The organism is Pseudomonas sp. SST3, assembly GCF_003325755.1.
Genome location: NZ_QORI02000004.1, coordinates 267253 through 280187, shown reverse-complemented (window position 1 = coordinate 280187; position 12935 = coordinate 267253). Strand labels below are relative to the sequence as shown.

At 60.0% G+C, this 12935-nt stretch carries 15 protein-coding genes and 1 pseudogene; 10 read left to right on the top strand and 6 right to left on the bottom strand.

What is annotated here, in order from left to right; all coding sequences use genetic code 11:
* On the bottom strand, window positions 1-333 hold a 333-nt coding region (locus tag DQ405_RS06395), incomplete at its 3' end, for a DUF4158 domain-containing protein (RefSeq protein ID WP_168423419.1).
* A 129-nt stretch (window positions 334-462) separates the two neighbouring features.
* On the opposite strand from DQ405_RS06395, the pseudogene DQ405_RS06390 reads away from it, so the two are divergent.
* Both DQ405_RS06390 and DQ405_RS06385 read left to right on the top strand, forming a co-directional pair.
* Window positions 463-1017: pseudogene (locus DQ405_RS06390) on the top strand (IS3 family transposase); the annotation flags it as partial.
* A 20-nt stretch (window positions 1018-1037) separates the two neighbouring features.
* Window positions 1038-1382 (top strand): hypothetical protein, encoded by a 345-nt coding sequence (locus tag DQ405_RS06385; protein WP_168423418.1) that lies wholly within the window; start codon window positions 1038-1040, stop codon window positions 1380-1382.
* A 247-nt stretch (window positions 1383-1629) separates the two neighbouring features.
* On the opposite strand, the gene DQ405_RS06380 is transcribed toward DQ405_RS06385, so the two are convergent.
* Window positions 1630-2013: an antitoxin Xre/MbcA/ParS toxin-binding domain-containing protein gene (locus tag DQ405_RS06380; RefSeq protein ID WP_168423417.1), complete on the bottom strand. Its 384-nt coding sequence runs from the start codon at window positions 2011-2013 to the stop codon at window positions 1630-1632.
* A 636-nt stretch (window positions 2014-2649) separates the two neighbouring features.
* On the opposite strand from DQ405_RS06380, the gene DQ405_RS06375 reads away from it, so the two are divergent.
* Together DQ405_RS06375 and DQ405_RS06370 are read left to right on the top strand one after the other, a co-directional pair.
* A complete protein-coding gene (locus DQ405_RS06375; protein WP_168423416.1) occupies window positions 2650-3534 on the top strand; it encodes a sugar nucleotide-binding protein in 885 nt (294 codons plus the stop codon).
* Window positions 3527-4456, top strand: coding sequence for an NAD-dependent epimerase/dehydratase family protein (locus tag DQ405_RS06370; protein WP_168423415.1), 930 nt, complete (start codon window positions 3527-3529; stop codon window positions 4454-4456). The genes DQ405_RS06375 and DQ405_RS06370 overlap by 8 nt, the downstream gene beginning before the upstream one ends.
* Window positions 4457-4527: 71 nt before the next feature.
* On the opposite strand, the gene DQ405_RS06365 is transcribed toward DQ405_RS06370, so the two are convergent.
* Complete coding sequence (locus tag DQ405_RS06365; RefSeq protein WP_168423414.1) at window positions 4528-5202, bottom strand: OmpW/AlkL family protein; 675 nt, start codon at window positions 5200-5202, stop codon at window positions 4528-4530.
* 197 nt (window positions 5203-5399) lie between these two features.
* Between DQ405_RS06365 and DQ405_RS06360 the strand changes: the two genes are divergently transcribed.
* The 6 genes from DQ405_RS06360 to DQ405_RS06335 are packed head-to-tail and all read left to right on the top strand — an operon-like array spanning window position 5400 to window position 10275.
* Window positions 5400-6170 carry a DUF3450 domain-containing protein gene (locus DQ405_RS06360; protein WP_168423413.1) on the top strand — a complete coding sequence of 257 codons (771 nt, stop codon included), beginning with the start codon at window positions 5400-5402 and terminating at the stop codon, window positions 6168-6170.
* Entirely contained in the window at window positions 6167-7513 is a 1347-nt protein-coding gene (locus DQ405_RS06355) for a MotA/TolQ/ExbB proton channel family protein (RefSeq protein WP_168423412.1), read from the top strand. The genes DQ405_RS06360 and DQ405_RS06355 overlap by 4 nt, the downstream gene beginning before the upstream one ends.
* Entirely contained in the window at window positions 7506-8051 is a 546-nt protein-coding gene (locus DQ405_RS06350) for a MotA/TolQ/ExbB proton channel family protein (protein WP_168423411.1), read from the top strand. The genes DQ405_RS06355 and DQ405_RS06350 overlap by 8 nt, the downstream gene beginning before the upstream one ends.
* Before the next feature lie 10 nt (window positions 8052-8061).
* Window positions 8062-8475, top strand: a complete 414-nt coding sequence (locus DQ405_RS06345) for an ExbD/TolR family protein (protein ID WP_168423410.1) — start codon at window positions 8062-8064, stop codon at window positions 8473-8475.
* Window positions 8475-9182 carry an energy transducer TonB gene (locus DQ405_RS06340; protein ID WP_168423437.1) on the top strand — a complete coding sequence of 236 codons (708 nt, stop codon included), beginning with the start codon at window positions 8475-8477 and terminating at the stop codon, window positions 9180-9182. The genes DQ405_RS06345 and DQ405_RS06340 overlap by 1 nt, the downstream gene beginning before the upstream one ends.
* A gap of 1 nt (window position 9183) precedes the next feature.
* A complete protein-coding gene (locus DQ405_RS06335) occupies window positions 9184-10275 on the top strand; it encodes a tetratricopeptide repeat protein (RefSeq protein WP_168423409.1) in 1092 nt (363 codons plus the stop codon).
* A 125-nt stretch (window positions 10276-10400) separates the two neighbouring features.
* Here DQ405_RS06335 and DQ405_RS06330 read toward each other — a convergent pair whose 3' ends face one another.
* From DQ405_RS06330 to DQ405_RS06320, 3 genes are read right to left on the bottom strand one after another with little or no spacing between them, the layout of a single operon-like run.
* Window positions 10401-10913: a DUF3299 domain-containing protein gene (locus tag DQ405_RS06330; RefSeq protein WP_168423408.1), complete on the bottom strand. Its 513-nt coding sequence runs from the start codon at window positions 10911-10913 to the stop codon at window positions 10401-10403.
* 8 nt (window positions 10914-10921) lie between these two features.
* A complete protein-coding gene (locus DQ405_RS06325) occupies window positions 10922-12187 on the bottom strand; it encodes an FtsX-like permease family protein (protein WP_168423407.1) in 1266 nt (421 codons plus the stop codon).
* 3 nt (window positions 12188-12190) lie between these two features.
* Window positions 12191-12898 carry an ABC transporter ATP-binding protein gene (locus DQ405_RS06320; protein ID WP_168423406.1) on the bottom strand — a complete coding sequence of 236 codons (708 nt, stop codon included), beginning with the start codon at window positions 12896-12898 and terminating at the stop codon, window positions 12191-12193.
* Between the last annotated feature and the right edge of the window lie 37 nt (window positions 12899-12935).

Below are 12935 nucleotides of genomic sequence, written 5' to 3'. Positions count from 1 at the left end.
GTAGAATGCCGTCACACCGAGGCGAGCTCGGATCGCGTTCATGTGGCGATATTGTTGGAACCACTTGTATTCCGCGAGTTTCACCTTGCTACGCTGACCTAACTCTCCGCGAATGAAGTCCACCAGTTGACCAGGGACGTCGGTGATATCAGGAAAATATCGGAGCACCTGAAAGGTCTTGAGAAGAACGGCGAGATTGAGGTGAAAGGGGGCCTTGGACTTGCTCCGTACCCACTTAATCTCATCATCTGAGAACGAAAAATCACGCTGCAGTTCAGCTTTTGAATACGCCTTTGGCAGGGTGGGATACGCCGTACGCTCTAATGAAGCCATAGGAACTCCTTTTCTGAGGAGTCAGAAAAGATAGTCCACGATCAGAGGCTGTGCGGTCTATTTGGTAAACTCGTTTGGCATCAACACGTTACGAGCGGAGTGAGTGAATTTTCCCTTTATCTCGGCATGACCCCTCCAGTGGCCTCACCAAATCATCTTGAGCGTCGATTCAATGTCACCGAACCCAACAAGGTCTGGGTTACGGACATCACCTACATCCGCACCTATGAGGGCTGATTATTTTTGGCGGTGGTACTCGATCTGTTTTCGCGGCAGGTAATCGGTTGGTCGATGAAGCAGCAGATGACCAGCGACCTGGCTATCGATGCATTGCTGATGGCGGTTTGGCGGCGTAAGCCAAAGCAGGAGCTGATGATTCACTCAGACCAAGGTAGCCAGTTCAGCAGCGGCGACTGGCAGAGCTTCCTGAAAACCAACAACTTGCTTGGCAGCATGAGTCGACGTGGTAACTGCCATGACAACGTGGTAGCGGAAAGCTTTTTCCAGTTGCTGAAGCGAGAGCGGATCAGGCGAAAGATCTACAGCACCAGGCAAGATGCTCGCGCTGATGTGTTCGACTACATCGAGATGTTCTACAACCCAAAACGCCGGCATGGTTTCAACAACCAGCTGTCGCCGGTAGAGTTTGAAAAACGCTATTTCCAGAGCCTGGAAAGTGTCTAGGAAATCCGGGGCGATTCAAGATGCTCGGCCAGTCGTCATGGTTTTTTGTGAACATAGCGATTGGTTCCGGAGCAAATATCTGTCCGAAATCTGCATTTTTTGCCAGTTGGCGCAATCTGGATGAGCTATTGAAAGCCCAGAATGAGGAACTAAGCGTAACTAATGTCATGCTTGTTAGTTCGCCGGTTCTCAATGGGACTAAACACTGGCGGATGGAGAGACTGGTGTCACTTTATCTTGCCCTTGAGCAGGCCGGGGGCGAGCTCCGTTGTGTCTATGATGTAGCTGACACGACCTATGTAGAGCCCAGCACCGTCGCGGCGTTGGTTGGAGAGTTTTTGATTTACCGAGAAAGCGGGTCTTGACTAACCCGATGGGTCCTGACGACACCCAGTTATTTTCTCATTTTTAACGAGAAGCCACATTTACACGCCCAAAAACAGTTGCTGCCTTTAGCTTGTCGTTTGCAAAGTTGGACGGCACAACCCTGGTGTTACGTCTTGCCTAGGTCATGCGGATGAGAGATTAGCTTGAGTGAGCGGCAGGTACGAATGATGGGGTTTTATTTTTTAAAATCGAATGCGGATATATTCAAACAAAGCGCGTTAAAATCTAGAAGTAGCCACTCTTTAATTGCGCCAATCGTTCCATTACTTCGTCCATGCGTCCGCCTCTTGCTGCCTCGAGAGGGCTGAGGCCATTGAGGTAACCTTTAGGCTTCGATAACCAGCGATCAGCCATCTCTCTTGATGAAAATATTGTCAGAGCGAGATTCTCGAGTTGCTGCACTTGATAGTGATTTTCATGGCATGCGTCGGACATGGAGGGGGCTTCCGGATGCACCGGCGAGCTTGTTACGACGATGCGTTTCATTCCGTCAGCTGTTACCTCCCAAATATATAATCTATCGCCGGCGGTAATATGCATTGATCTAACCAATTGCTCCGGAAGCTCTATAAGATATTTTCCGCTAATGTGCTTTACAAAGGTATGCATAATTTCCCCATTTTCTGCTTGAAAAGCTGAGTCTCAGGGTGTCCCGCAGTTTCGCACAATCATAGAGGATACTACTTAGCCCGGGCTGGTTATATGCGTGATTGAACCTATTAGTAAAGCCCAGTCTTGCTCTTCTCATGATTTATTTACAGATACTTTCGTCGGTCCTTCACTGATGATACTCATCAGTAGCTAAAGCTTCGTTCATAGTGCGGTCTGCAATGTGTTGCCGTTAGGGGCGCGATTAATCATTTCGTAGAGCCATTTCTCCATCGTAGGCTATAAGCCATGAAGCTGCTTCAACTGGCTTGGGCAAGGCAGCTGACTTATAGCAGTCTATGCGTGAAATGGGCCTATTGTTCAGAAGGGCGCGTGACGTTACGATATGTGAGCACATGCTGCATGCAGCAAAAAAGGCAGCTGGCCAAAAACAGCATGCTGGACCGAGCGCATCGCTCGGCTAGCAATATCATCGTGGAAAAGCGATTTTGTAAAGATTTTCTACCTGTTCAGGCTAAAACCATACGAATTTCTTTACAGTTCAGTATCTGCGCGGTGTTGGATGGCGCGCAGCTGAGGGGTAAGCAAAATTTTCGTAAGCTGCAAGGTAGATACTACCATTTTAGAGTTCAATCCATGCGAATGCGCCTGATGCTGTTGGGCGGCGGCAATGCCCTGGGTCAGGCGCTCATCCGCCTCGGCGCCGAGGAAGACATCGGCTTTCTCGCGCCGCGCCCGCCCGCTCAGGGCTGGGATGCGCCCAGTCTGACTGAATTGCTCGATATCAATCGCCCGGATGTCGTGATCAATCTCGCCTACTATTTCGACTGGTTTCAAAGCGGCCATGTCGATGATGAGGTGTTGGCCAATCAGGAGCGGGCGGTGGAACGGTTGGCGCAGTTGTGCCAGCACCATCAGTTCGTTCTGATGCAGCCGTCCAGTTATCGTGTCTTCGATGGCGCTCGCACCACCGCTTACAGCGAAAAGGACGAAGTTGCGCCATTGGATGCTCGCAGCTGCGCCCTTTGGCGTATGGAGCAAAGTGTCCGCTCGTTGTGTCCGCGTCACGTTCTGCTGCGTTTCGGCTGGCTGCTCGATGACAGCTCAGACGGTTTGCTCGGGCGTTTCCTTCAGCGTCTCGAACAGGATGATGAGTTGTGTCTCGCCGACGACCGGCGTGGCAACCCTACGCCTGTCGAAGATGCGGCGCGGGTGGTCCTTGCCGTGCTGAAGCAGCTGGATTGTCAGGCACCACTGTGGGGAACCTATCATTATGGCGGCCACGAGGCTTCGACTCCGCTGGTAGTCGGTCAGGCGCTACTCGCCGAGGCGGCGCATCATCGGCAGCTGACCATCGATCGCCTGACCCCCGTCGCTCATGCTGCGTGTCCAGATGCGGCAGATGAGCCACAGCATGGCGTGCTGGCGTGCAAGAAGATCTTCAATACATTCGGCATCAAGCCTCGAGCCTGGCGCACCGGGCTGCCCACTCTGCTGGAGCGTTACTACCGTTATGTCTGAATCACCCATTCTGGTTACCGGGGGCGCCGGGTTCATCGGCTCGAATCTGGTTGATGTGCTAGTGGCTCGCGGCTATTCGGTGAGGGTTCTGGATAATCTGTCGACGGGCAAGCGCAGTAACCTGCCGGTCGATGCCGGGGTGGAGCTGATCGAGGGTGATGTGGCTGACCCACAGGCTGTACGGCGTGCTGTCCGGGGATGTGGCGCCGTGGTGCATCTGGCTGCCGTAGCATCTGTGCAGGCATCGGTCGATGATCCGCTTGGCACGCATCAGAGCAATCTGGTGGGTACGCTGAACCTGTGTGAGGCGATGCGCGAGGCGGGTGTACGCCGAGTCGTCTTTGCTTCAAGTGCAGCGGTGTACGGCAACAATGGAGAAGGGCGACCTATCGACGAAGATACGCCGAAGGCGCCCTTGACCCCCTATGCGGCGGATAAACTGGCCAGCGAGCATTACCTCGATTTCTATCGACGCCAGCATGGGCTGGAGCCGGTGGTGTTCCGCTTCTTCAACATTTATGGGCCGCGCCAGGATCCGTCTTCACCCTACTCGGGCGTCATCAGCATCTTTACCGAGCGTGCGCAACAGGGGCTGCCAATCACCGTATTTGGCGATGGCGAGCAGACCCGCGACTTCCTCTACGTTGGCGACCTGGTAGAGGTGCTACTGCAGGCATTGGAGCAGCCGACCGTTGAAGTCGGTGCGGTAAACGTCGGCCTGAATCGCGCAACCAGCCTGAAACAGTTGTTGACCGCAATCGGTGATGTCTTGGGTGAGCTGCCGCCGGTGAGCTACCAGCAAGCCCGTAGTGGCGATATACGCCATTCTCGGGCTAATAATGCACGGTTGATGCAGCGTTTCCATCTGCCGGAGCCGCCTACCGATATGCGCACAGGGCTGGCGAAATTGTTGGCGCGCTAGCGTAAACGAGAAAAGACAAAGGCGCCGAGGGCGCCTTTGTCGTGTCTGCGGCAGGCAATCGGCCGGGTTCGTCAGAATTTGTACCCGAGGCCGACCATGTAGACCATCGGGTCGACGTCTACATCGACCTTCACCTTTCCGAAAGCGGAATTGGCCGTCGCTTCGGTGTCGATGTCAATGTAGCGGACCTGTGCGTTCAGCATGAGTTGGTCGGTCAGCATGAAGTCCAAGCCTACCTGAGCAGCCAAACCCCATGAGTCGTCCAGCTCCAGGTCGCTGAACTGCTCGCCCTTACGACGGCTGTTTAGCTCTTCGTCGAAGAAAATCGTGTAGTTCACCCCGAGTCCGACATAGGGCTGGAAGGCCGACTTGGTGTCCAGTGGGTAGTAGACCAGGCTAAGGGTTGGCGGAAGGTGCTTAACGTCAGCGAAATCGCCGTCGAGACCTAGCGGCATGCCGCTCAGGCCTACGGAGTGCTCGAACGGTGTTGCGGCTAGCAGTTCGATACCCAGCTTATCGGTCACCATGTAGGCGAAGTTCAGGCCCAGCTGCGTATCACTGTCCAGGGTAGCCTTGCTGCCTGCAAGAGAGCCCGTGACGGAGGTGAACACATTGCCGCTATCTTCCCGCGGATCAACGGTAATGGCACCGGCACGCAGTATGACATCACCAGCCTGATGGGCCTGGGCGAAGGGAGCGGCGAGGGCCACGGCCAGCACGGAAGCGGTAAACAGGGTCTTGCGCATAATGGAACTCCATCGAGACATGGTGTGTTGCGATTGCTTGCCATGGTAGGGCGCAAGGCCCCCTCGATTTTGATCCAGCTCAACGAAACGCCCCGCTTTGGCTGGGCTGCGACCTCTTGTCCTGGTTGCCTTCCTTTGTGCATGTAGATGATAATGTTTCTCTTTCGAGTTTGACCTTCGTCTGCAAGGACCCATCAATGCAAGCCCTTATTCCCCGCCTCTTGGCGGTCGCCGTGCTGCCATGCTGCGTGCAGCTTCACGCAGCTCCGTTGGATGCCGCGCTGGACGAGAGTCAGCGCCTGGCCGCTGAGGCCAAGGCATCGCAAGCACGCATCGAACAGCTCGATGACGCGACCCGGCAGATGCTCAACGACTATCGCAGTGCCGTGCAGCAGGCCGAGGCCCTGAAAGCCTACAACGCGCAGCTGGCCGAACTCACCGCGGGGCAGCGCAAGGAACTTGATGACTTCCAGCGCCAACTGGACAGCATCGAGCGCACCCAGGAGGCCGTTGCGCCGCAGATGGGGCGGATGATCGGCGTGCTCGAAGAATTCATCACGGCGGATCTGCCGTTCCTACCCGATGAGCGCGCCGATCGTCTGGCCGCTCTGCAGGACATGCAGGCCCGCGCCGATGTGAGCCTGGCCGAGAAGTACCGGCGCATTCTCGAGGCCTACCAGATCGAGAGCGATTACGGCAGAACACTTGAAGCCTGGCGCGGCGAACTGCCTATCGAAGGCGGCAGCCGTAGCGTCGAGTTCCTGCGCCTGGGCCGGACCATGTTGTATTACCAGACTCTGGACGCCCACGAGAGCGGCTGGTGGAACCCGCGGACCCGTGCCTGGGAAGTGCTTGACGGCAGTGTGCGCCGGCCGATTACCAAAGCCATCGCCATAGCCCGTCAACAACAGGCACCCACCTGGCTCGAATTGCCCGTGAAGACCTTGGTCAAGGAGGCTGCGCAATGAGCCGTTTGCTGACATTGTTGTTCATTGGCCTGTTGCCTGCTCTGGCTCAGGCAGCCGAACCCTTGAGTCCTGATCAGCTGCTGCAGCGCATCCGTAGCGAGCGCGCGGCCGAGGTCGACGCGATGCAGGCGCGCGAACAGGCATTCATCCAGAATCGCAGTGAACAGGCGCAGCTGTTGGCTCGTGCCACTGCAGCGCTGGAAAAGCAGAAAGCCGAAGCCGAACGCCTGAAGGCCGAGTTCGACCGCCAGGAAGCGGAACTGGCCGAGCAGGAAAAGCTCCTGGCGCAGCGGGTTGGCCATCTCGGCGAGCTGTTCGGCGTGGTTCGTCAGAGCGCTGGCGATATCGCCGGGCAATGGCAGGACAGCCTGCTCAATGCACAGTACCCTGGGCGGCTCGAACGACTCAAAGCATTGGCTGAAAGCCGCACGCTGCCTTCGGCAGAGGATCTGGACAGCTTTTGGATGACCTTGCTCGAGGATCTTGCCGCCAGCGGTCGCATCGAGCGGATCGAGCTGCCGGTGGTGGGTGTCGATGGGCAGCGGAGCGAGCAAGCGGTGCTGCGCGTCGGCAGTTTCTCCGCCTTCACCGATGACGCCTTCCTGCGCTACGAAAGTGGCGCCGACGAGCTGTTGACGCCCGGTCGTCAGCCCTCCGGTATGGACCTGGTCGATGACTACCTGGAAAGCGCCGATGCGCTCGCGACCCTGCCGATCGATCCGAGCCGCGGCTCGTTGCTGGCGCAGCTTCAGCGGCAGCCGCAGCTGTGGGATCGCGTTCAGCAGGGCGGCTTGGTCGGTTGGGTCATCCTGGTGCTGGGAGCCATCGGTCTGCTGCTCGCCATCTGGCGCATGGTTTACCTGACCGGCGTTGGCCGCGCCGTGGGCCGGCAGATGCGCGAGCTCAATCTGCCGCGCGATGACAATCCGCTGGGGCGCATCATCGGCGTGCTCGGGCCTAAGCCGCAGTTATCGGATCTGGAAACCCTGGAACTGAAACTCGACGAGGCAATTCTTCAGGAAACACCGCCATTGGAGCGCGGCCAGCCGCTACTCAAACTGCTCAGCGCAGTGGCCCCGCTGCTTGGCCTGCTGGGCACCGTGACCGGGATGATCGTGACGTTCCAGGCGATCACCCAGAGCGGCGGCGGCGATTCGCGACTGATGGCCGACGGTATTTCCCAGGCCCTGGTGACCACCGTGTTGGGTTTGGTGGTAGCAATTCCGCTGTTGTTCCTGCACAGCCTGCTGGCCAGTCGCAGCAAATCGCTGATCCAGCTGCTTGAACAGCAGAGCGCGGGCCTGATCGCGCTGCATCTGTCGGGGACGCCACGTCGTGACTGACCTGCACGGGCACTGGCTGCGTCTGGTCGACAGTGGCTATGCGCTGCTCGACTTCATGGCGGCGGGCGGCGCGGTGATGTGGGCGTTGGCTGCCTTGTGCGTACTTTATTGGACGCTGGTGTTCGAACGCCTGTGGTTCATGCGGCGGGTATTCCCGCGCTGGGTCGACGCGCGCCGCGAGGCCTGGACACGGCTCGGCGATGAATCCGGTAGCTGGCAACGCGCGGTGCGCACTGCGTGGCTGGCCCAGGCACAGCAGCAGCTCACCGGCCCGCTGCGGATGAGCAAGACGCTGGTGGCGATGTATCCGTTGCTGGGCCTGCTCGGCACCGTCAGCGGCATGATTGCGGTATTCGATGTGCTGGCACTCAACGGCACCGGCAATCCCCGCGGCATGGCCGCTGGGGTCTGGCAGGCGACCCTGCCGACCATGGCCGGCATGGTGCTGGCCATCACTGGACTATTCAGCCTGGCGCGTCTCGAACGTATTTCACGCCAGGCTCTCGACCGGCTGGCCGACCAGCTGCGTCACGATTGAGGATTACCGGATGCGTATGCGTCGCCATCATTATCAGCAGGAAGAGGACACCGGCATCGATCTGACGCCGATGCTCGACGTGGTCTTCATCATGTTGATCTTCTTTATCGTCACCAGCTCTTTCATCAAGGAATCCGGGGTCGAGGTCCAGCGCCCGCAGGCCGATACCGCCAGTGCCCAGGACAAGGGCAACATCCTTATCGCAGTGACCGCCGAGGGTCAGGTCTGGATCGACAAGCAGCCTGTAGATGTGCGCAGCGTGCGCGCCCATGTGGAGCGCATGCGCGTCGACCAACCGGAAGGCGCGGTAGTGGTTCAGGCTGATCAGGACGCGCGGACCGGACTGGTGGTTCAGGTCATGGATCAGGCGCGCCAGGCCGGCGTCCGGGACGTGGCGCTTGCCGCCAGTTCGGGAGCGCAATGATGGTCCGTGGGCTGACCCGCGTCGGGTTGTCCTTCATCGCCGCCTGCGTGGTGGCGCTGCTGCTGTTCGCCTTGATGCTGAGCATGGTCAATCCGCCGCGCAGCGATGTGGCGGAAGAAGCGGTGGCGATCGCCAACTTCGTGCGCATGGACAGCCGTAACGAAAGCACTGCGACACGCTCACGGCAACAGGCGCCACAGCCGCCCCAGCCAAAGACGCCGCAGCCACCGACCCCGCCCACTCCGAGCATGGCCACGCCGAGTGCCAACCTGCCCAAGCTCGATCTGCAGCTGCCGAACATCGACAGCGGGATGGCTATAGCCAGCGCGCCGGCCCCCAGCCTGAGCGGCCTGACCGCAGCGGCACCCGCAGCGACGCCAGCCCCGCCGCCTATAGCTGCTGACACTGGATCGCAATCCGGCGGTCCGGAGCAGGAAGTCATGCCGCTCAACGACGTCCGTCCCGAGTACCCGTATCGGGCACGTCAGCGCGGCATCGAAGGTCATATCAAGCTCGCCTTCACCATCACGCCTGCCGGTAAGGTTGAAAACATCCGGGTTCTGGAGGCCTCGCCACGCAACGTGTTCGACCGTGAAGCGCGCCGCGCCGCTGCTCGCTGGCGCTTTGCGCCGCGCACCGAAAATGGTGCCGCAGTATCGCGCGAAGCCGTCAAAACCCTGCATTTCCGCCTGCAAGGAGAACGCTGACATGCCACGTTTGCTGTTATTGATCTCGTTGTTGTTCACTGTCTCGACTCATGCCGCACAAAGCATCGATCCGGCCGTTTTCAAGGCGTTGGAACGTGCGCAGAGCGCCCAGGAGAAGGGCGACTATGGCGCGGCGCATCGCGTGCTCAAGCAAGCCGAGGCCAAGTCAGGCAGCCTTGAAGAGGCGCTTGTGTGGCGCAGCCGGGCCTATCTGGCCTGGGCTGAAGGTAAAAACCGACATGCGCTGGAGCTACTTGAAAAGGCGGTCACGAGTGGAAAGCTCGACGAGGCGATGCTGCCGAATGAGCGGCTCAACCTGGCTAAGCTGAACCTGATCGAGCGTCGTTACGCCAAAGTGGTCAGTCTACTGGGCTCGCCCGACCAGGCGAGCGAAGAGGTTCTGCAGATGCTGGTGCAGGCCTACCAAGGGCTGGGCCAGCACAGCAAGGCGCTGCCGCTGGCTGAGCGTTACGTCCAGGCCAATCCCGGTGCAGCCGATACCTGGCTGCAATTTCTGGTAGCCGGTAACGCCGAGCTGAAACGCTACGAGACCGCCGAGCGCTGGCAGCGTCGCCTGTTGGCGCGCCATCCTGACCAGGCCAACGCCTGGCGGCAGCTCGCGGGGCTGCAGCAGATGGCCGACGCCGAGGACAAAGCGCTTGCCACGTTGCGTGCGGCGCATGCCAAGGGCGTGCGTTTCAGTGAGTCGGAACTGGATAACCTGGTGTTGCTGGCGAGCGCCGCCGGACAGCCATGGCAAGGCGCCAAGCTGCTGCAGGGGATGCTCGAATCAAATCTGTTGCCAACCAATGCCACCCGCCGCGAGCGGCTGGGCATGCTCTGGTGGCAGGCGCGGGAACGCTCGGCTGCGGCGAAGATTTATCGCGAGTTGGCTTCGCAGTCCGGCAGCGCCGAGTTCTGGTTGCATGTGGCTCAGCTGGAGCTGGAACAGACGCACTGGCAGGCGGGGCTCGATGCGCTGAAGCAGGCTGAACGCGCAGGTGCGGAGCGGCGCAAGGTGCGCGCTTGGCGAGAGTGGGCGCAAGGTGAACTGAGCTTCGAGCGTGAGCGTCAGGTCGCCAGCGCACGTTGAGCGGTGCGCGGGCGTTGGCATCGCGGCGACTGACTCATTCAACGCCAGGGACGTTCAAACACGGGGAGCCGCTAGTCTCTGGCCGTGCCTCGTCATTTCGCAGCTCGCTGCCAGCCTACAGCGGGTCACTCCATCTCGTAGAAATAGATCTTCTGTGCGTCTATGCGATAGCCGGCTTCGGCCAGCTCGCTGCTGGCGTGCTCGACCCGCAACAGGCCTTCGATCCAGAAGGGCTGGTAAAGCTCGTCAACCTTGACGCCCAGCTCGCTGGTCGCATGCACGATCTGGTTGGACGGCGGCGGTGGCACATGGATGCAGGCGCCGAAGTAGGGCACCAGCAGAAACTCGATGACGCGCCCTTCCTCGCTCATGTCCAGCGGCACGATGTAGCCCGGTAGTTTCGCCTGGATGCCGTCGAGCGCTTTGACCACCGGCGCGGCCGGCGATTGCTGTGCGGCGGCAGGGCCGTTCTCGGCGGCAAGCACGTCCGCGAGCTGGGACATGTCATGGATCGCCAATGGAGGTGGTGGCGGTGGCGCATCGGCAGGAAGCAGATCCGACCATTGCAGCTCACGCACGTCGGCGTTCGCAAAGGTCGCGGCAAGGGTGAACAGCGTGGCAAGCAACAGACGGGGCATGGTTGTCCTCATAGTCGTATCGACAGGCCATCAGCCAGTGATTGTCGGTAAGCGCGCCAGGCGGGTACGCAGCCCATCAGCAGCCCGGCCAGCAGTATCGCCGCCAGCAGCGACCACTCATAGATGCTGGGCCAGGCGATTGGCAGATAAAGGCCATACTCGGCCTGCAGCGGGGTTTGAGCAATTGCGATAGCGACGTACAGCAACAGCAGGCCGAGCAGTACGCCCGCCAGTGCCAGGCTGAAAGCCTCAGCCACCAGCAGGCTGCCGATATGCCAGGGCCTGGCGCCTACCGAGCGAAGGATGGCCATTTCCCGGCGGCGTTCGTTGAGGCTGGTAAGGATCGCGGTGAGCATGCCGATCAGCCCGATGAGCACCACGAACAGCGATACCACGAACAACGCCTTCTCCGCAGTGCCCATCAGGCTCCATAGCTCCTGCAGGGCGACGCCCGGGAGGATCGCCAGCAGCGGCTCGCCGCGGTATTGGTTGATCTCGCGCTGCAGGGCGAAGGTCGCGATTTTGCTGTCCAGGCCGAGCAGAAAGGCAGTGATCTGCTTCGGCTGCAATTTAAGCTGGCGCGCCTGCTCGGCATCGATACGCGCTGCGCCGCGCGCCGGCATGCCGTTCTGCCAGTCAATATGCAGCGCTTCCATCCCGGCGAGGTTGATATGCAGCGTGCGATCGACCGGCGTGCCGGTGCGCTTGAGGATGCCAACCACGCGAAACGGCTTGTCGTCATGTTTGACCAGGCTGACCGTGGCGACACCGTGCGCCAGCACCAGTCGGTCGTCCAGCTTGTAGTCCAGCGCCCGAGCGACTTCCGCCCCGAGCACCACCTCGAACGGGTCGTCGGCAAACGGCCGGCCCTCAGTCATTTGCAGGAGCTGCTTGCGCCCGTAGCGATAGTGCTCGAAGTAGCCCCTGCTGGTGCCCATCACCCGGTAGCCTCGGTGGGAATCGCCCAGCGAGATGGGAATTGCCCAACTCACCCGGGGATGTCTGGCAAAGTCTTCGAAGCTGTCCCAGCGAATGTTGTTGGTGGCATTGCCGATGCGGAAGACCGAGTACAGCAGCAGATTCACCGAGCCGGAGCGCGCACCCACGATCAGGTCGGTGCCGCTGATGGTACTGGCGAAGCTGGCGCGCGCTTCGGTGCGCACCCGCTCGACGGCCAGCAACAGGCACACCGACAATGCAATAGCGAAGACGGTGAGCAGGGCGGTGAAGCGGCGGTTGATCAGGCTGGCCACGGCCAGGCGCAACAGATACACGGCTCAGATCTCTGCGGCGCAGGAGGCGCGGTTAAGTTCGGACAGGGACAGGCTGCGGTCGAACAGTGGCGCCAGGCTCTGGTCGTGGCTGACGAACAGTAGGCTCGAGCCGGCCTCACGGCATTCAGCGAACAGCAGCTGCAGAAACGCCTCGCGGCTGTCGGCGTCGAGTGCAGACGTGGGCTCGTCGGCAATCACCAGTTCCGGTTGGCCGATCAGCGCGCGCGCCGCAGCGACGCGCTGTTGCTGGCCGATGGATAGGGCCTCGGCGCGCCGATCGTGCAGGTCCTGAGGGAGGCCGAGATGCGACAGCAGACTCGCCGTTGCCTGCGCGACGCTGCCGTGCCGCTGCCGGGCGCGCTCTGCGCGGGTCTTTGAGAAATGGCAGGGCAGCCCGACATTCTCGGCGACCGAAAGAAACGGCAGCAGATTGAACTGCTGGAAGATATAGCCGGTGTGATCGACACGGAAACGATCTCTCGCTCCGGCCGAGAGTGCCGCGAGATCGGTGCCGAGCAGGCTAACGATGCCACGCCGCGCGGTCTGCACACCGCCAACCAGACCGAGCAAGGTGGTCTTGCCGCTACCTGAGGGGCCTTTGAGAAACAGGCTCTGGTTTCGCTCGAGGCTAAAGCTTGGAATATCGAGCAACTCTGCCTGGCCGGGCCAGGCGAATCCCAATTGGTGGAGTTCAAGTAGCGGTGCGGTCATCAAGATGATCCGTTTCAGACGAGCCGAGAGTTTACTG